The following is a 19,887-nucleotide window of genomic DNA, read 5'->3' on the forward strand; positions in this document are numbered from 1 at the left end:
CTGCAGCACCTCAGCGCCGCCGGTGAGGGGCTATTTACGGATTACTCCAAACACCCGCAACCCCCCAATACACAAAAAATCAAAAAAAATGCGGAAATCCAAAATAAGCAAAATTTTTCAATGCGTTAAAAACAAAAAGGATGGGAGGGAGCGCCTAGGCAGGGCTCAAAAACCGAGACTCGAACCGGAATCATCGCAACGCTCCCGCACTCTTCCCGAGTCGTGCCCTCAAAACCTGTGAACATGACAACTCTGAGGAAGGTAAACGGTGACGCGCCGCCCAGGCAAACAGCCGGGAGGCGCGTCGGTCTTATCAGGTCAGATCAAAGCGGTCCGCGTTCATCACCTTGGCCCAGGCCTTCGCGAAGTCACGAACAAACTTGCCTGCGCCGTCCTCCTGCCCATAGACCTCGGAGATCGCCCGAAGCTGGGAGTTCGAGCCAAAGATCAGATCGACCCGGGTTCCTGTCCACTTCAGCTTGCCGCTGGAACGATCACGCCCCTCATACACACCCTTTTTCTCCGCCGAGGGCTGCCAATCAGTGCCCATGTCCAGCAGGTTGGTGAAGAAGTCGTTGCTGAGCGTTCCGACCCGGTCGGTTAGCACGCCATGCGTGGACCCACCGAAATTCGCGCCGAGCACGCGCAGCCCGCCGATCAGAACGGTCATCTCGGGAGCGGTCAGGGTCAGCAACTGCGCCTTGTCCAACAGCAGATGTTCCGCGGGAACCGCATAGTCCTTTTTTTGATAGTTGCGGAACCCGTCAGCAACCGGCTCGAGAACCGCGAAGGCCTCGACATCCGTCTGATCCTGCGTTGCGTCCGTGCGACCCGGCGCAAAGGGCACTTCGATGTCATGCCCGCCGGCCTTGGCCGCCTTTTCGATCGCTGCGCATCCGGCCAGAACGATCACGTCGGCCAGCGACACCCTCTTGTTGCCGGACTGCGCGGCGTTGAACTCCTTTTGAATGGCTTCCAGCGCATCCAGAACCCTGGCAAGCTTGAGGGGCTCGTTGACCTCCCAACTCTTCTGCGGCTCAAGTCGGATCCGCGCCCCGTTCGCGCCGCCCCGCTTGTCCGATCCGCGGAAGGTCGAGGCCGAGGCCCAGGCGGTCGAGACCAGTTCGGGGACCGTCAGGCCCGAGGCCAGAATCCGGGCCTTCATCTCCGCCGCATCCTTTGCGTCGATCAGGTCGTGATCCACGGCCGGAACAACGTCCTGCCAGATCAATTCTTCCTCGGGCACGTCCGGCCCCAGGTAGCGCGAGCGGGGGCCCATGTCGCGGTGGGTCAGCTTGAACCACGCGCGCGCAAAGGCATCGGCAAACTCGTCCGGGTTTTCGTGGAACCGCTTCGAGATCGGACCATAGATCGGATCCATGCGCATCGCCATGTCGGCGGTGGTCATCATGGTCGAAACCTTTTTCGACGGGTCATGCGCCTTGGGGGCCATGTCCTTGTCGTTGACGCCTACGGGCTGCCAGATCCACGCGCCGGCCGGGCTTTTGGTCAGGTTCCAGTCGTATCCGAACAAGAGGTCGAAATACCCCATGTCCCACTTGGTCGGATTCGCGGTCCACGCGCCCTCGATGCCGCTGGTCGTGGTGTCGTCACCCTTGCCGGTGCCGAAAGCGTTCTTCCAGCCCAGCCCCATTTCCTCTATCGGGGCTGCCTCGGGCTCGGGGCCGACCAGCGCCGGATCGCCCGCGCCATGTGCCTTGCCAAAGGTATGGCCACCCGCGACCAGTGCCACGGTTTCCTCGTCATTCATTCCCATCCGCGCGAAGGTTTCGCGAATGTCCCGGCCCGAGGCCAGAACGTCCGGCTCGCCGTTCGGACCCTCGGGGTTCACATAGATCAGGCCCATCTGCACGGCCGCCAAGGGATTCTCGAGATCGCTGTCACCGCCATGGCGTTCATCACCCAGCCACTCGGCCTCGGCACCCCAGTAAATGTCCTCCTCCGGTCCCCAGATATCCGGGCGTCCGCCCCCGAAGCCAAAGATTGGCCCGCCCATCGATTCGATGGCGCAGTTTCCGGCCAGGATCATCAGATCGGCCCAGGAGATCTTGTTCCCGTATTTCTGCTTGATTGGCCACAACAGACGTCGCGCCTTGTCCAGGTTACCGTTGTCCGGCCACGAGTTCAGCGGTGCAAAACGCTGGTTGCCCGTTCCTGCACCGCCGCGGCCGTCGCCGATCCGGTAGGTCCCGGCGCTGTGCCATGCCATCCGGATGAACAGCCCGCCATAGTGACCGTAATCCGCCGGCCACCAGCCCTGCGAGTCGGTCATCAGTGTATGGAGATCCTCTTTCAAGGCCTCGAGGTCGAGCGCCTTGAACTCTTCGGCATAGTTGAAATCAGCCCCCATCGGATCTGAGAGCGCGGAATGCTGATGCAGGATTTTCAGGTTCAGCTGATTGGGCCACCAATCGCGGTTCGATCTGGCCGCTTGTGTCGTGTGCATTACCGGGCACTTTCCGACGGTTCCGGTGTCGCTTCCGTCCATTTTCGTCTCCAATCTTCGCCATATTTCCGAAATCGCTCTCTGAAAGCCGTGAAGACCCGATCGGATGCGGCCCCGATCTCTTTTCGATCAGTCACTGACCGCGAACGGCACCCCGATTTGGCACGCCCCGAACCGCGTTGCGATCTTGGCGCCATCTCCACGTCTCTACGACAACTGGTGTAGCAAATCCCGGCAATTAAAATAAGTTTTGTTTTTCAATCAATTTCATTAGAAAAACCTATCGCCCTCAGAGCATCGGCAAGGCCGCTTTTTTGCGGGGCCAAAACAGTGCATGACCGCTGGATACGGTCACCCGCCCTTCTGCCAGTTCCGTAGACGTTCGCGCATGCGCCGGTGGTGATCCCCGCGCCAATAGATGCGCCCGCATGCCGGGCAGGCCGTGAAATGTTCGCGGATCTCGCGGACGCCTTTTGGAACGGCCGCGACCTCGTCGCCCGTGGCGTCCCGCAGTGGCGAGTTGTCAACCACGCATCTTGAGAAAGGGTCGTGCAGCCAGTCGACATCAAGCTTCCGTTTCAGTTCCCGGGCCTGATCCGGGACCCGGTCGCTTTCGAGAAGCACAACCCGGCCATTAGCCTCGTTTCGCCTTGCCAGATCGCGGTCCCGGGTCAACAGAATCCGGTCCTGTGCCAAGGCGGTTCGCAGCAGGCTCTTGTCATCCTCGGAACTCGCCAGACAGGTATCGTGGCCCGCGGCCCGTAGCCATCGGGCGAGGCCCGCCAACATCGCATCGCAATAGAATTTCATCGCCGCATCAACACAAGCAAATCACCCATCCGAACCGAGTCTATCATGATCATGGCTTCGAACGCGCCCGAGAGCAGGCCGAACGAACTGTTCGCCGGCGCCCTCACCCCCCCGCTTCAGGCGGCGAACCGAATGCAGCGATCTGGGTTCGGGCGATTCGGCGGGTAATCTTGAAAATGTCGTCCAACGTTTCCGTCAGTTCGATCTCGCGGGCATAGGTGTGCTGGCGTCTCGGCGCTTCGGCCCGAAGGCGATCCACCTGATGCCGGCCGATCTGTTCGACCATCCCGGAGAATTCCGACTTCATTTTCCGAACATTCGCAGCAATGCCGGTATCCTGCTCTTTCAAGGCCCGCAGACTTCCGTCAAAGGCCTCGAGAACCTTTGCATGAAGCCGGGCAATCGCGGCTTCGGTCTGGGGGCTGATGACGACGTTCTCGTCTATCCGCTTGCGGGCCGACGTGACCATTCCTGTGGCTATCTGGTCCCCGATATGTTCGAGGTCGTTGGAAATCCTCGCAAGGGCCATAAGCAGTTCGGACTGATCAGCCGACAGTTTCCCAAGGCTGATCTTGCGCAGGTATCCGATGATCTCGCGATGCAGCAGATCCACGGGGCGATCCATCACATGCAACCGCTCGATCTGCATCAGGGTGCCCGAGGTCACTGCCGGAATGGCGGCGGCCAGCATATCCCGGACCAGTTCGCCCTGATGCACAACCTCCAGGCGCACCGCGTCCAGCGCAATGGCAGGCACCTTGAGCAGCTCCGGGTCGAGGTGACGTGGCGCAAAGGAAGGAGTGACCTCTGCCGGACGATCCGGAACAAGCCATTCCGCAAGACGCGCGATCTGCGTGGTGAAACCGATGCAGATTAGGGCGTTCGCGACGTTGAAGAACGTGTGAATGTTGGCAAGCTGCCGAGGGACCTCGGCGCGACCTCGCGCGGCGGCGTCCAGTTCCGGGTAAGAAGGCGAGATCAGGCGCGCAAGCTCCGCCAGCTGGTCCACGAAGCCGATCCAGATCATGACGCCGGCGACATTGAACAGGGTGTGGACGACCGCCGCGCGAACGGCCTCGGGCGGCTTTCCGATCGCGGCCAGCAGGGCGGTCACGCAGGTTCCGACATTGGCGCCCAATGCCAGCGCGATCGCGGTTTCCAGCCCGATCAGCCCCTGGCCCGCCATGACCACGAGAATCCCGGTCGTCGCCGAAGAGGATTGCACCAACGCGGTGAAAATTGCTCCGGTCAGGGCAGCCAGCAACGGGTTTTCCAAAGACCGCATGAAATCGAAGAATGGCCGGTAGCTCTGCAGCGGCGCCATGGATTCGCTCATGATCACCATGCCGAAGAAGACCATGCCGAGCCCCAGCAGGATACGGCCATATTCGCGTGTTTCCTGCCGCTGGGCCACGAAAGACGTGAAAAAGCCGAGCGACAGGAGTGGCAGTGCGAGTTTCGTCACCTTGAAGGCGAGAACCTGCGCGGTGATCGTCGTGCCGATATTGGCGCCCAGTATCACTGCGACGCTTTGTGCCGAGGTCATCAGACCGGCCGAAATGAACCCGACCAGCAGAACGGTGGTGATCGAAGAGGATTGGATGATCGCGGTCACCGTCGCGCCTGTGGCCAGACCGAGAAAACGGTTTTCGGTGAACCGGGCGAGCAGGGCTTTCATGTAGTCGCCGGCGACCTGCTTGAGGCTGCGGGTCAGAATGTCCATGCCGAACAGGAACAGCGCGAGACCGCCCACCAGTCCGCTCAGCAAGGCGTATTGGTCAAGACCCCCGGTCATGGACTCCTCGTGTCTTCGTGTTCTGGGCGCGCCTTTCGGCCCCGGCCTCTCGCCCGGGGAGGATTTCCCGCAGCCATGAGGGGCTTCATTTCATTCAGCTTTTCAAGCTGAATTCAAGTGAACTGACGGCGCAAAGCCAACGACACCATCGCCACATTCGTGCGAGTGCCGCCCGAGCACCATGCTTTGAGGAAAGGCCGGCCCAGCGACCGGCCCTGGCTCATCCAAGTCGCTGAACGTCTTTCAGCTTGTTGATGCCGAGCGCCTTGAGAACTGCCTTTTCATATATGGTCTCGCTGGTGCCCTTGCGCAGCTTGCCCAAGAAGTATTTCTCGAACGCCACCTTGGCGACATGCACCCATTTGCCCGATGATGCCCAGTTGACATTTCTCGGCGGAATCTGCGGCTGCGCCACGAAGGCCACACCGCTGTCGCCGAAATCGGCCAGGCAGACCGCGTTCCAGCTACCGACGTGATCCGGCTCCTGCCCGCGCAGCAGTTGCCCGATGTTCATTGCCGTCGCGGTGACCATGGATTCGATCATGAAGCCGGTCTTGGGCACACCGCAGGGGACCGGGGTCGGCCCGGTCGGGGGAATCGCCACGCAGACGCCGATTCCGAAGATGTTGGGGTATTTCGGGTTGCGTTGATGCTTGTCCACGACGATGAAGCCACGCGGGTTCACCAACCCGTCGATACCCGTCACCGCATCGATGCCACGAAAGGCGGGCAGCATCATCGAGAACCCGAAGGGCAGTTCGGTCTCGTTCTTGACCGAGCCGTCTTCGGCAATTTCCTCGACGGTCATCTTGCCTTCTTCGACCTTCTTCACCTTGGTCGAGGTGATCCACTTGATGTGGTGCTCGCGCATTTCCGACTCGAGCAGCCCCTTGGTATCGCCAACCCCATCAAGCCCAAGGTGGCCAATATAGGGCTCTGCGGTGACGAAGGTGATCGGGACCTGGTCGCGAATCTTGCGGCGGCGAAGCTCGGTATCGAGAATGAAGGTGAATTCGTAGGCCGGACCAAAGCAGGAGGCACCCTGCACGGCGCCCACGACGATCGGCCCCGGGTTCTTGCAGAACTCCTCGAAAGCCTCTCGCGCCTGTTCCGCATGATCGACATGGCAGATCGATTGAGTGTAGCCGCCGTACGGCCCCAGCCCTTCGATCTCGTCAAAGGCCAGTTCCGGCCCGGTCGCGATGATCAGGAAGTCGTAGTCGACCGTCTGGCCGTCTTCCAGTTCCAGTCGATTTTCGTCGGCATGCAGCTTTTTGGCGGCCACTGGGATGAAGTCGATATTCTTTTTCGACATCGCGCTGGACAGGTCGACCGAGATGTTGTCGCGCTGGCGCCAACCCACGGCAACCCACGGATTCGAAGGTACGAAGTGGTATTTGGGGTCTTTGGTTACAACAGTGATCCGATCTTCGGGCCGCAGCTGATCGCTCATCTCGTAGGCCATGATCGACCCTCCGAGCCCTGCACCGAGTACTACGATATGTGCCATCAAACCCTCCCCTGAGTACATATCCTCCAAAAATGCCATTCAAATATCTGAATTTTTCCCAAACTTTGCACGATATTTTCGGGACGTGCGGGCAAGTGACGCGGGGGCAATCAAGCTCGGCTTGTTTGACTCAAGGGGAACTGATCCGTTCTAGCCGAAATGGCGAAGGGGCAGTTTTTTCTGCCAGTCTACTGGAAAAACGGGATTTTCCATGAGTCCAGCTTCAATCGAAGGGGCTGCGGCCAGCAGAAAACGTCAACCAGTGAAGGATCAACTTGCAATCACCCGCAAATCGCGACCATTTCGGACATTCTCGGGGCTTTCTGAGAAGGATGGTGCCGGTGATCCTCCAATTGCGGGACAAATCTATCCCAGTTGGTGGACCACTTTCAGGGGGCAACTCCACATCGACGGTCCACATTGTGCTGGGCGTGATCACCGACTGACCAGGATCGCAGACTATCCCTAGCTGACCAGTTTCACCGAGTTTTCGTTGGTGGTCAGTGGAAATTGCAAAATAGCGCCCTCTATACTTGATGCCTGACGCGCTTCCCAGGTGCTGGAATTGATAGACACTGTCGTCGGTGCAGTTGACGAACCGCAGTGCGTAGCGACCAAGGTGCTTTTGAAGTTCTTTAGGTCTTACAAATAGCGGCCCTACTTGGATCGCGGTCTCCAGCGTGTATCCTGTTATTCCAAGACTTTTGAGAAGATTGAACTGCCCCTGCAAAAAAACGCTCCATTATGATCTCTGGCGGCATACACCAACGGGCGCGAGACATCGCCGAAAGCAACAGCGAACACGCTTCCCCCATTCGAGAATGACGGTAATTCAGCACCTCGATCAACCGCTACTATTGTGGAACTCATCGTTTCCGTACGAGTGATCGCATCGGAGGCGCGGTAGCCCTGTTTAGCGAATTTGAGCTCCATGGCGCGTAAGCGCCCTTATGTTTAGATTGGTATGTAGCGCTGTTTGGCTACCCCTTCAGGTAGTCCCGTCAGCTACTGTTCAAGTTCCATTCAAAAACGTTGAACGAGCAAAAACTTGTCCAGCCTGCTCTGCTTGAGTGGAGTACCCCTTCACTCTCAAGTCATTTGAGGATTAGATTCAGGTTAGGTCACCAACTGGCTGTGGACTAGCCACCGCTCGTCTATGTCCGCTTCTGGGAAGCTGCAGTGCAGCAACCTATAGCACGGTCAAAGTCTGGTTGGGGCCGGAAACTACAATTCGGCCGATAGACAATAGAAAAATAGTGGTGCCTCAAGAGGGACTCGAACCCCCGACCTTGTCCTTACGAAGGACCTGCTCTACCAGCTGAGCTATTGAGGCCTTCAGGCCCTACTATGGCCCTACTAATTCTATACTTTTGCCGCGAACCCTTTGGTTTTGCAAGTCATTCTAGCGGGGACCCGCTAATTACGAATGACGTGCTCTACCAGCTGAGCTACACCGGCATCCTTCTCTGTCGCGGCCCCACCAAACCCCTACTGGTTGCGCTCCACCGGCTGGGCTGCGTCGGCACAAGGCGACCATTTAGATGTTCAGTTCGAATCGCGCAAGGTGAAATCGGATGGGATTCGCGCCCTCAACAGCCAAAATCAGGCCCCGTTCCCTGCGGTGCGGTCAGACCCCCGCACGGACCGGTCAAGAGCGGGACAACCGACCGGCAAAGCCATGATCGGCCGCGAGAGCATCAAGGGCGGATTTCACTAACCCTGCATAGGCAGACGATTTTCACCTATCCGCTTCCTCCCGGCAGCGCCGAGGTCCGTCAAGGCCTGTCCGGCGCTCGCTTCGCCGCCTTTTCCTTAATGCCAATTTTTCGAAACGATAGTGCCAAAAGGTTAGAAATAGCGTTTTTTTTTGACAGAATGCCCTCTGTAGTTTCGTGATTGTTACGATTCGAGTGTCAAAGCCGGGATCAAAAACAGGGCCCGGCCGTTGAATCAACAGGGAGCGCAAAGAAATGAAGTCAAAATCCATGAAGAAAACCGTCGCGGCGATTACCGCCAGCACAGCCATTTTCGCGGCCTCGCAGGCCATGGCCGAAAGCATCACGGTGGCCTATTTCCTCGAATGGCCGATGCCCTTCGAATATGCCAAGCAGATGGGCACCTATGAAAAAGAGCTGGGCGTCGACATCAACTGGGTGAGCTTTGAATCCGGCGTCAAGATGTCCGCAGCCATGGCCTCGGGCGATGTGCAGCTGTCCGTCAGCCAGGGTGTGCCACCCTTCGTCGTCGCGACCTCGGCCGGGCAGGATCTGCAGATCCTGGACGTGGCCGTCAGCTATGCCGACAATGACAACTGCGTCGTGCGCTCGGAACTGGAAATCGACAAGACCAATGCGAGCGAACTGGCCGGCAAGAAGGTCGCCGTGCCGCTCGGCACCGCGGCGCATTACGGCTTCCTCAAGCAGATGGAGCACTTTGGCGTCGATGTGGGCTCGATGGACGTGGTTGACATGGATCCGCCCGATGGCGCCGCTGCCATCGCGCAGGGTGCTGTCGACATGTTCTGCGGCTGGGGCGGTTCGCTGCGCCGGGCGCTCGAGCATGGCAACGTGCTGCTGACGGGCGATGAAAAGACTGAACTGGGTATTCTGGTGTTCGACGTCACCTCCGGCCCGGCCGACTGGGTGGCCGAGAATGGCGATCTGGTGGCCAAGTTCCTCAAGGTGACCGCCGATGCAAACGCCATGTGGGCGGACGAGGCCAACCGTGCCGAGATGCTGCCGCTGATCGCCAAGGATGCGGGGATGGACGAAGAGGCTACCATGGCGACGATCTCGACCTTCAGCTTCCCGACCATCGAAGAGCAACTCAGCGAAGCCTGGCTCGGTGGCAATGCCCAGGACTTCATGAAGGGCGTGGCGGATGTGTTCGTGCAGGCCGGCTCGATCGACGCTGCACTCGACACCTATGAGAACGCGGTCAACACTGGCCCGCTCAAGGCTGCAGCCGGCATGTAAGCCGCTGCAATGGCGGCGGGCTTCGGCCCGCCGTCCCAGCCAGGCGGCCCCCGGGGGCTGGCCAAGGAACCTCTGAACTCTCACGCGAACTTGAAAGGCAGACCATGACGGGACTGTCCATCGAAAACATATCGATGCGTTTCGATCTACCAAACGGCACCTCGGTGCAGGCGTTGAAGGACGTATCGCTCCATCTCAACGAAGGCGAGTTGATGAGCGTGCTGGGCCCCTCGGGCTGCGGCAAGACCACGCTTCTCAATATCGTTGCAGGCTTTCTCGCTCCGACCGAAGGCCAGGTCGTGATGAATGGCCACACCGTGACCGGCCCGGACGCCGAGCGCGGAATGGTCTTTCAGCAAGGCGCGCTGTTCGAGTGGATGAACGTCCGCGAGAACGTCAGCTTCGGGCCCCGGATGAAGGGCCAGAAAGAAGCCGAGTGGGGCGACAATGTTGACCACCTGCTGGACGTCACCGGCTTGGGGGATTTCAAGGACAAGGCGATCTACGAACTGTCGGGCGGGATGCAACAGCGGGTTGCGCTGGCTCGCTGCCTTGCCAACGATCCCGACGTGATCCTGATGGATGAACCACTGGGGGCGCTCGACGCGCTGACCCGCGAAAAGATGCAGGGCCTCGTGCTGAAGCTGTGGAAGGAAACCGGCAAGACGATCATCCTCATCACCCACTCGGTGGAAGAAGCGATCCTGCTGGGCGAACGGCTGCTGGTCATGGCGCCGCGTCCGGGCCGCATCCACAAGGAATACCGGTTGCCCTTCGCCGACATGGGCGTGGGCGGCGATTTGCGAGCGGTCAAGCACGCCGATGGCTACGCCGAAACCCGTGAAGAGATCCTTGAGATGATCTGGAACATGGAAGAAGAAATCATGGGACGTATGGAGGAGCAAAAATGATCGGTTTCGCAATTCTCCTCGTCTACATTGCGATCTTTGCCGGATCGTTCCTTATCGTGCGTTTCCTTGTCAAAAAGGCGACACGCGATTTCACGTCGCTCAAAACCGTTACTTTCGGCGACGAAAGCGCGGTTACGTCAAACCGGACTGCCTCGGTCGTTTCGGTTCTGACGATCTTTCTGATATGGGGATCGTTCACCGGGTCGGCCTGGGTGCCGGGTTTCCTGCATGCACCGGGCCCGTTCGTGGGAGAGACATCCTTTACCTATACGCTGGAGACCGCCGATGGCGAACGTGATGATGCAACCGTTTTCGTGCGCGTTGTCGATTTCGGCGAAGAGGTAGAGAAGTTCGAGGTCGATCCGGGCGAAGGCATCGCCCGCAACGACGCCGTGGCAATGCCCGCCTCGCGCTCGACCACGATCCTGTTCGACAAGAACGACGAGGCCACCCGCAAGGACGGTGCCCGCGTCGTCGCCATAGACGGGACTCCGATCGCGCCGGGCGACGAGGTCAAGACCGACGCGGGACGTTTCACGCTGACCGACAAGGGCGCGATCAGTTTCGCACCCCCGGCGGGCCTGCAGATGGAGCCGATCTGGCTTCCGCCGCCGGAAGCCGTCGTCGCCCGCATGGTCGAGATCGCCAGCGAAGGCTATCGCGACAGCACCCTGTGGCAGCACCTGGGCTATTCGCTGTTCCGCGTCATCGCAGGGTTCTTCTTTGGCGCGCTTCTGGGCATTCCGCTGGGCTATGCCATGGGCCTGTCGAACTGGTTCCGCGGCTGGTTCGAACCGATCGTCGAATTCATGCGACCGGTTCCGCCGCTGGCCCTGATCCCGCTGGTGATCATCTGGTTCGGGATCGGAGAGACCGGCAAGATCATCCTGCTCTTCCTTGCCTCGCTATGGATCATGGCAATCGCGGCGCGGGCAGGGGTGTCGGGGGTGAACATCTCGAAGGTTCACGCCGCCTATTCCCTGGGCGCCAGCAAGCTGCAGATCATGCGCTATGTGATCATGCCCAATTCGCTGCCGGAAATCTTCACCGGCGCAAGGGTTGCGATGGGCGTCTGTTGGGGCACCGTGGTCGCCGCCGAACTGGTTGCTGCCTCGGAAGGCGCCGGCATGATGATCATGGTCGCCTCCAAGTTCCAGCTGACCGACATCGTGTTGATGGGGATCATCCTCATTGGCGTGATCGGCTTTGGCATCGACATTTTGATGCGCAAGGCCGAGAACTACCTTGTGCCCTGGAAGGGCCGCAGCTGAACGATCACTCCGGCCTTGTCCGGGACGAGTCGGTCGCCCGTGAGCGCAGGTTCACGGGCGACTTTCTTTTCTCAAGAATTGCAAATGACTTTTGGATATTTTGCGATGTATCGTGATCCGAAACGTCGGTTTTTTGAAAGACTCGCTGGATGTCACGACAGTCTTCACGCAAGGATCTCAGCCTCAAATCTCTGGAATTGTTCCAGATCGCCGCGGAAAAGGGATCGCTTCAGGCGGTGGCCGAAAAGACAGGCCTGTCCGTCAGCACCGTCTCGCACCATCTGCGCGGTCTCGAAGATCACCTGGGCGTGGAACTGTTCAACCACGCCCGCAGGCCGATGGTTCTGACCCCCAAGGGCCGGGCGTTTCTGCGCGACATCGGGGATCCGCTGCTTGCCATCCGAAAGGCCGAGGCCGAGGCATCGGCAGGCAGCATTGCCGAGGCCAGCTATCTGCGGCTGGGCACGATTCAGGATTTCGACAGCGATATCGTGCCCGAACTGGCGGTGTTTTTGTCCGCGAACATGCCGCGCTGCGATTTCATGTATCACACCGACACAAGCCACGAGATCATCGAAATGCTGCGAAACCGGCAGCTGGACATGGGCATCACCACCAGCCCGCCCGAGCATCTGCGTGACCTGAACGACCGGCCGCTGATGCGGGACCCGTTCGTCGTGGTCCTGCCTCTGGAGGCCGAGGCATCTCTGTCGGACATCGTCGAAGGGCGCACGAAACTCCCGTTCCTGCGCTTTTCCAGCAGTCTGATCATTGCCCGGCAGATAGACTCCCAGCTGCGGCGCATGGGAATATCCACACCGCACCGGTTCGAATGCACAAACAATCTGACCCTGATGGCATTGGTCGCCGCCGGGGCCGGCTGGACCATCACCACACCGCTTCTGTTTTCCCGGGCCAGGCGATTTCAGCCCAAGCTGAGGATGTACCGTTTTCCGGGCAAGAGCTTTTCGCGGACACTGGCCATCGTTTCCACGCCGGATTGTTCCCGGTCGCTGCTCGACCTCGTTGACAGCAAGACGCGCGCCCTGATCTCAAAACATGTGATCAAGCCCTTTCACCAGCACACGCCGTGGCTGGCCGACAGTTTCACGCTCATCGATTGAGGCTGCGCGGAACGCCCCTGTCGAGAGGCGGCCCAAAGTGGCAATGCGCTGCTTGTTTTCAGAAATTCGTATCCGTTTTTCGAATTTTTGCAAGAACGCCTTGCGTCGTTGCACCAACACGCAAACCGCCCCCTTATCTCGGGGCACGTCAATTGAGGGCGCATTCCATGAAATCCCGTACCAAGGTTGTGGTCATCGGTGGCGGCATTGCCGGATGTTCGACACTCTACCACCTCACCCGCGAGGGATGGAGCGATGTTGTTCTGGTCGAACGCAACGAATTGACCAGCGGCACCACATGGCATTCTGCGGCTCAGGTGACGAATTTCGGCATGAACCAGACGATGGTCGGGCTCAAGACCCATTCCATCAACCTCTACAAGGAACTGGCCGAGGACCCGGACTATCCGATCAACTATCATCACGGCGACGGGGGTATCCGGCTGGCCAACACCGAAGCGCAGATGCAGGGCTATCGCCACTTCGCCTCGATGGCGCGGGGGATGGGCGTGCATTTCGAGGTGATCGACGCCCAGGAATGCGCCCGCCGCCACCCGCTGATTTCCACCGAAAACCTGCTGGGGGGGCTGTGGGACCCGCTGGATGGGGATATCGACCCGGCGCAGCTGTGTCAGGCGCTGGCGCGGCGCGCCCGCAAGGCCGGGGCCAAGGTCTATCGCAACACGCCGGTCACGGGGCTGACCCAGCACAAGGACGACACCTGGACCGTTCATACCGAGCATGGCGATATCGATTGCGATATCGTGGTGAACGCCTGCGGATACCGCGTCAACGAGGTCGGCGCGATGATGGGGGTGCACCATCCCGTCGCCTCGATGGAGCACCAGTATTTCCTGACCGAGGAAATCCCCGCGATCCGTGACGCCGGCCACCGTATGCCACTACTGCGCTGCCCGATCTCCGACTATTACTGCCGGCAGGAAAAGAACGGGCTGCTGCTGGGCTTCTACGAGCAAGACTGCAAGACCTGGGGCATGGATGGGATCGACCCGAATTTCGTCAACGCGCTCTGCCCCGACGATCTGGACCGGGTGACCGATGTGCTGGAAGGCGCCTTTGCCCGCATGCCCGCGCTGATGGAGGTCGGGATCCACACGGTCGTCAACGGCCCGATCACCTATACGATCGACGGCGCGCCCCTGGTGGGGCCGATCCCCGGCAAGCGCAACGCCTATTGCATCATCGGCCTGCGGGCCGGGCTGGGCGAGGGCGGCGGCCACGGCTGGCTTCTGGCGCAGCAGATCGTGCATGGCGAGGCCTGCTATGACACCTGGTGTCTCGACCCGCGCCGGTTCTCCGGTCACGCCAATGTCGAACTGACGGCGCTGAAGGCGATCGAGGATTACCAGAACGAATTCCGCTTTCACTTCCTGCACGAACACCGCCCCGCCGGGCGTCCGGCAAAGACCACGCCGCTGACGCCGGTCATGCAGGCCGAGGGTGCGGAATTCACCGTCGTCAACGGCTGGGAACGGGTGGACTATTTCAAACCCTCGCCCGACTTCCACCCCTCGCTGAGCTTCAACTTTGACGAAGCTTTCGACGTGGTCGCGGCCGAGGTGAAGAACGTGCAGCAGAATGTCGGTCTGGCCGAGGTCAACGGCTTCAACCGGTTCGAGATCACCGGCGCCGATCGCCATGCCTTTCTCGACCGCATGTTCTGCGGGAATGTGACGAAAAGGGCGGGCCGCGTCGGTCTGGGCTACCTGCTCAACCACCAGGGCATGATCAAGTGCGAGGCGACCGTCGCGAACCTGCCCGCAAGCGACCGAGGCCCCGAGCGGGTCTGGTACGGCTCGGCGGCGGCCAGTGAATTTCACGACATGGACTGGCTGAGCCAGCACATTCGCGACGGCGAGGACGTGCAGATCCGCAGCCTGACGAATGATCAGACCATCCTCGTTCTGGCGGGCCCCCGGGCGCGCGAGGTTCTGTCCTCCTGTTCCCGCGGGGACTGGTCGGCCGAGGCTTTCCCCTGGCTGTCGGTGCGCGAATGTTTCATCGGCTTTGCGCCCGCCACGGTCTTAGGTGTCAGCTTCTCGGGCGAATTGGCCTATGAGATCCATGTCCCGAACGCTTCGCTCTACGCGGCCTATCTGGCGCTGCGCAAGGCGGGTGAGCCGCATGGCATGAAACTCTTCGGTGCCCGGGCGATCGAGTCGATGAGGATGGAAAAGGGCTTCTTGCACTGGAAGGCCGATCTGCTCACCGAGTTCGATCCGTTTGAGACCGGTCTCGACCGGTTCGTGAAGCTCGGCAAGGGCGATTTCGTCGGCAAGGATGCGTTGCTTGCGCGCCAGGCTGCCGGTCCGCGCAGGAAACTGGTGCCGCTGAAGATCGACGCGACTCACGCCCCGGCCCATGGCGGCGCGTCGCTGATGCGTGGCGACAAGGTGGTGGGCACCGTGACCTCGGGCGACTGGGGGCATCGGGTGGGCATGAACCTGGCCTATGCTTTCATCGAGCCCGACCTGGCAGACCAAGGCAATGGCATGGAATTGGACCTATGCGGTGAACTGGTTGGTGCTACGGTGATTGCACCGTCACCTTACGACCCCGAACACAGCCGGATGCGCGGTTAGGCTCTGCTAATCTGGAAACGAACACAAGGACGACGAAATGCATCTATCCCGATTTCCCCGTATTCGCCTGGCGCATTTGCCCACTCCGCTGGAGCCGATGAAACGGCTATCCAAGGAACTCGGCGTCGAGATCTGGATCAAGCGCGACGACTGCACCGGCATGTCCACGGGCGGCAACAAGACGCGCAAGCTGGAATTCCTGATGGCCGAGGCGCTGGAGCAGGGCGCCGACATGGTGATGACCCAAGGCGCGACCCAGACCAACCACGGCCGCCAGACTGCCGCCTATGCCGCCAAGCTGGGGCTGGATTGCCATATCCTGCTGGAAGACCGCACCGGCTATGACGATGCCAATTACAACCACAATGGCAACGTGCTGCTCGACCATCTGCACGGCGCCACCACCCAGAAATTCCCCGGCGGCCATGACATGGTGGCCGAAATGGGGCGCGCGGCCGAAAAGAAGCGCGCCGAAGGGCGCAACGTCTATGTCATCCCGGGCGGCGGGTCGAACCCGACGGGCGCCTTGGGGTATGTGAACTGCGCCTTCGAGCTTTTGGGGCAGGCCAATGATGCGGGGTTGCAGATCGACCGCGTGGTTCATGCCACCGGCTCTTCCGGCACCCAGGCCGGGCTGGTGACCGGGCTTTGCGCCATGAACGCGCAGATCCCGGTGCTGGGTATCGGCACCCGCGCGCCGCAGGCGAAACAGGAACAGATGGTCTTCGATCTGGCCTGCCGCACGGCCGAGAAGCTGGGCTGCGCCGGGGTCGTCCGTCGCGAAGACGTCATGGCCAACACCGACTATGTGGGCGAGGGCTATGGCATCCCGACCGAAAGCGGCATCGAGGCGATCCGGATGTTCGCGGAACTCGAAGGCATCCTGCTGGACCCCTGTTATTCCGCCAAGGGCGCGGCCGGCCTGATCGATCTGGCCCGAAAAGGCGCCTTCAAGGATGAGCGTGTCGTGTTCCTGCACACCGGCGGCGCGGCGGCCTTGGGGGGATATGATTTCGCCTTCGACCACTCCGACCGCTGGGTCAACCTGTAGGGGGCGACATGACCCGGCGCGTGGTTGGCATTCTGGGTGGCATGGGGCCCGAAGCGACGATCCTGCTGCAGCAGCGGGTTCTGGCGACAGTGCAGGCCCGCGATGACTCGGACCATCTGCCGCTGCTGATCGACATGAACCCGCAGGTTCCCTCGCGCATCGCACATCTGATCGAAGGCACCGGCCGCGATCCCGGTCCGGTTCTGGCCGAGATGGCGCGGCGCCTGGAGCAGGCCGGGGCAACCGCGCTGGGGATGCCCTGCAACACCGCGCATCACTACGCGCCGGTGATCGAGGCCGCGGTGTCCATCCCGCTTTTGAACATGGTCGATCTGTCGGTCGCCGAAGCGGCGCAGAGGCTGGAACGCGGTGCCTGCGTCGGCATTCTCGCGTCACCGGCAGTGCGCCTTGCGGGCCTCTTCGACGCGGCTCTGGAGCGCGCCGGCCTCACACCGCTCTGGCCGGGCGACGAAGGCCGGATGCTCGAAGCGATCCGGGCGATCAAGGCCGATGGCGCAACGCCCGCACCGCGCCGGATTCTGGCAGATGCCGCCGCAGAATTGTCGGACAGGGGAGCCGAACTGTTGCTGGTGGCCTGTTCGGAATTCTCCCTGATCGCGGGTTCCCTGCCCGATGCCGTCCCGATCATCGACACGGTCGATGTTCTGGCGCGCGCGATCCATGACCACACCTTGGCGAAGTGAGTTGATCCCATGGCAGTCACCTACCTGAAAAAGGCCCCACGACGCCCCGCCTCGGAAGACAGAGACATCCGGGACACCGTTGCCATCATGCTGGCCAATATCGAGCGCGTCGGCGAAGAGGCGGTGCGCAACTATGCCGAAAGGCTGGATCGCTGGAGCGGCAACATCGTGGTGTCGGATGCCGATCGCAAGGCCGCCTGCGATCGCGTACCCCGGGATCTGAAAGAAGATATTCAGTTTGCCCACCGGAACATCCGCCGTTTTGCCGAAGCGCAAAAGAGCACGATGGGCGAATGCGAAGTGGAGCTGCTCCCCGGCCTGATCGCGGGGCAAAAGCAGATCCCGGTATCCAGCGCGGGCTGCTATGTGCCCGGGGGCCGCTACAGCCATATCGCCAGCGCGCTCATGACGATCACCACGGCCAAGGTTGCCGGGGTTCCTCATATCACCGCCGTCTCGCCGCCCCGTCCCGGAACGGGGATTCCCGATGCCATCATCTATGCGATGGACCTCAGTGGCGCGGACCTGATCCTGAACCTCGGAGGCGTGCAGGGCATCGCCGCGATGGCGCAGGGGCTTTTCGGCGCGCAACCTGCGGACATTCTGGTGGGGCCCGGCAATTCCTACGTGGCCGAGGCCAAGCGGATGCTGTTCGGCAAGGTCGGGATCGACATGTTTGCGGGTCCCACGGATTCGTTGGTGATCGCCGATCACTCCGCCTCGGTCGACACTGTGGCCTGGGATCTGGTCAGCCAGGCCGAACACGGCGCCGACAGCCCCGTCTGGCTTGTCTCGACCGACAAGGCATTGGCCGATGGAGTTCTCGACCGGGTGCCTGCGCTGATCGACGAGCTTCCCGAGCCCAATGCTTCGGCCGCGCGCACCGCGTGGAATGAACGCGCCGAGGTCATTCTGTGCGACACCCGCGAAGAAGCAGCGCAGGTCGCAGACTGCTATGCGCCAGAGCATCTGCAGGTGCAGGCCGAGGACCTGGATTGGTGGCTGAACCGTTTGTCGGCCTATGGTTCGCTGTTCCTGGGCGCAGAGACCACTGTATCCTTCGGCGACAAGACCTCGGGCCCCAACCATGTGCTGCCCACGAGCGGTGCTGCGCGCTACACCGGCGGGTTGTCGGTGCACAAGTTCACCAAGACCGTGACCTGGCAGCGCTGCAATGCCGAGGCCTCCCATGAACTGGCCTTGCGAACCGCAAGGATCAGCCGCATCGAAGGCATGGAAGGCCACGCCCGCGCCGCCGAAATTCGTCTGCGGGACCATACGGCCTGAAGCGCCACGCTCTTCTTTGCGCGGCGGCCTCCAGGCAAGCGGCCAAGCCAGGTTTTTGCTTATCTCAGCTTTTCAAGCAACTTGAGTGACGCGTACCCATCCGGCAGCAAACCTTCGGCGAGTTGATAGGCGCGCACGGCGTTCACGGTCAGAGGCCCGATCCGCCCGTCGATCTTCTGCGTGTCATAACCCGCCTGTGTCAGGCGCAGTTGCAACTCCTTGCGCTCGGTGAAGGTCAGCGCGCGGTCCCCGCGCGGCCAGTCCGCCTTGAACGGGCCGCGCCCGGCAAGCCGGTCGGCCAGATGACCAACGCCGATCACATAGGCATCCGCAGTATTGTAGCGTTCGAGAACCTCGAAATTGTCGAAGATCATCAGGGCCACGCCCTGCCCGCCCGCGGGCAGCAGAATCGAGGCCTTCCCATGGTCCGGCACCGGGTTGCCGGACATATCCTTGACGCCCAGCGCCGCCCATTCCGACGGCATCCGGGTCACGTCGCGCCGGGCCGAGGCATAGTCGAAACCTTTGGGCAGCCGCACCTCGACGCCCCAGGGCTGGCCCCTGGTCCAGCCGAAGCCGGCCAGGTAGGCCGCCGTCGAGGCCAGCGCATCGGTCGGATCATCCGACCAGATGTCTCGCTTGCCGTCACCGGTGAAATCAATCGCATGTTCCAGATACGAGGTCGGCATGAACTGGGTATGACCCATTGCGCCCGCCCAACTGCCCAGCATCCTGGCCGGCGATACGTCACCGGCCTGAAGAATCCGCAGGGCCGCGATCAACTGGGTCTCGAAGAACCGCGCCCGGCGTGCATCAAAGGCCAGTGTCGCCAGAGAGCGGATCGTGCTGTCGCTGCCGCGGAAGCTGCCATAGGCGCTTTCCAACCCCCAGATCGCCACCACGATCTCTTTCTCGACACCGTATTTGGCCTCGATCTGCTCAAGCGTGCGCCGGTGCTTGTCCAGCGCCGCCTTGCCGTTCCTGATCCGGGCATCCGAAACGGCAGTGTCGAGATATTCCCAGATCGTCTTGGTGAATTCCGACTGGTTGCGGTCCCGCTTCACGACCTCGGGGTCATAGCTCACGCCCTGAAACGCCCGCTCGAACGTGGTCGGAGAAATGCCCTGTTCCTGCGCCCGGTCCCTGAAGGCCCTGATCCAGGCCTCGAACCGCGCATTCGACCCCTGTGCCGCCACTTTCTGCTCCTCAGCCGAAGGGCGCAACACCGGCCTCATGGAAACGACCACGTCGGCCGAGGCCAACTGATACGCGCCCGCCTCGGCAGGCTCTGATGACTGAAGATTCGTGTCTGCTGACACGCCTGTAGCCCAAATCACGGCGAGGACGGCGCCACTCACGCATGTTCGCATTCCGGGTTT

13 protein-coding genes and 1 tRNA gene are annotated in these 19,887 nt (G+C 61.1%); 8 read left to right on the forward strand and 6 right to left on the reverse strand.

All coding sequences use genetic code 11. The features are described 5' to 3' along the window. Positions 1-313: 313 nt before the first annotated feature. The 5 genes from katG to AVO45_RS06255 all read right to left on the reverse strand — a co-directional run bounded on the left by katG (position 314) and on the right by AVO45_RS06255 (position 7,915). On the reverse strand, positions 314-2,509 hold the full coding sequence (gene katG / locus AVO45_RS06235) for a catalase/peroxidase HPI (RefSeq protein WP_068345087.1): 2,196 nt from the start codon (positions 2,507-2,509) through the stop codon (positions 314-316). Between the two features lie 309 nt (positions 2,510-2,818). Beyond that, complete coding sequence (locus tag AVO45_RS06240) at positions 2,819-3,277, reverse strand: DUF5615 family PIN-like protein (RefSeq protein ID WP_068345088.1); 459 nt, start codon at positions 3,275-3,277, stop codon at positions 2,819-2,821. Positions 3,278-3,380: 103 nt separating this feature from the next. Further along, positions 3,381-5,072 (reverse strand): Na/Pi cotransporter family protein, encoded by a 1,692-nt coding sequence (locus tag AVO45_RS06245; protein WP_068345089.1) that lies wholly within the window; start codon positions 5,070-5,072, stop codon positions 3,381-3,383. Between the two features lie 220 nt (positions 5,073-5,292). Continuing rightward, a complete protein-coding gene (locus AVO45_RS06250) occupies positions 5,293-6,582 on the reverse strand; it encodes an NAD(P)/FAD-dependent oxidoreductase (protein ID WP_068345156.1) in 1,290 nt (429 codons plus the stop codon). 1,257 nt (positions 6,583-7,839) lie between these two features. After that, a tRNA-Thr gene (locus AVO45_RS06255) sits at positions 7,840-7,915 on the reverse strand. A gap of 637 nt (positions 7,916-8,552) precedes the next feature. Here AVO45_RS06255 and AVO45_RS06260 point away from each other — a divergent pair. From AVO45_RS06260 to hisD, 8 genes are all read left to right on the forward strand, one after another. Beyond that, positions 8,553-9,557, forward strand: coding sequence for a taurine ABC transporter substrate-binding protein (locus AVO45_RS06260; RefSeq protein WP_082688692.1), 1,005 nt, complete (start codon positions 8,553-8,555; stop codon positions 9,555-9,557). Positions 9,558-9,661: 104 nt separating this feature from the next. Then, positions 9,662-10,468: an ABC transporter ATP-binding protein gene (locus AVO45_RS06265; RefSeq protein WP_068345091.1), complete on the forward strand. Its 807-nt coding sequence runs from the start codon at positions 9,662-9,664 to the stop codon at positions 10,466-10,468. Further along, positions 10,465-11,739, forward strand: a complete 1,275-nt coding sequence (locus AVO45_RS06270; protein WP_068345092.1) for an ABC transporter permease — start codon at positions 10,465-10,467, stop codon at positions 11,737-11,739. The genes AVO45_RS06265 and AVO45_RS06270 overlap by 4 nt, the downstream gene beginning before the upstream one ends. 149 nt (positions 11,740-11,888) lie before the next feature. Then, entirely contained in the window at positions 11,889-12,863 is a 975-nt protein-coding gene (locus AVO45_RS06275) for a LysR family transcriptional regulator (protein ID WP_068345093.1), read from the forward strand. 167 nt (positions 12,864-13,030) lie between these two features. After that, positions 13,031-15,466 (forward strand): GcvT family protein, encoded by a 2,436-nt coding sequence (locus AVO45_RS06280; RefSeq protein WP_068345095.1) that lies wholly within the window; start codon positions 13,031-13,033, stop codon positions 15,464-15,466. A 37-nt stretch (positions 15,467-15,503) separates the two neighbouring features. Beyond that, complete coding sequence (gene cuyA, locus AVO45_RS06285) at positions 15,504-16,517, forward strand: D-cysteate sulfo-lyase (protein ID WP_068345097.1); 1,014 nt, start codon at positions 15,504-15,506, stop codon at positions 16,515-16,517. Positions 16,518-16,525: 8 nt separating this feature from the next. After that, the gene (gene cuyB, locus AVO45_RS06290; protein ID WP_068345099.1) at positions 16,526-17,221 is read left to right on the forward strand and encodes a cysteate racemase; all 696 of its coding nucleotides are present in this window, start codon (positions 16,526-16,528) and stop codon (positions 17,219-17,221) included. A 9-nt stretch (positions 17,222-17,230) separates the two neighbouring features. Next, complete coding sequence (hisD, locus tag AVO45_RS06295; protein ID WP_068345101.1) at positions 17,231-18,508, forward strand: histidinol dehydrogenase; 1,278 nt, start codon at positions 17,231-17,233, stop codon at positions 18,506-18,508. 59 nt (positions 18,509-18,567) lie between these two features. On the opposite strand, the gene AVO45_RS06300 is transcribed toward hisD, so the two are convergent. Beyond that, complete coding sequence (locus AVO45_RS06300) at positions 18,568-19,878, reverse strand: lytic murein transglycosylase (RefSeq protein WP_068345103.1); 1,311 nt, start codon at positions 19,876-19,878, stop codon at positions 18,568-18,570. Positions 19,879-19,887 lie beyond the last annotated feature (9 nt).

Origin of the sequence: Ruegeria marisrubri (genome assembly GCF_001507595.1) — a bacterium.
GTDB lineage: Bacteria > Pseudomonadota > Alphaproteobacteria > Rhodobacterales > Rhodobacteraceae > Ruegeria > Ruegeria marisrubri.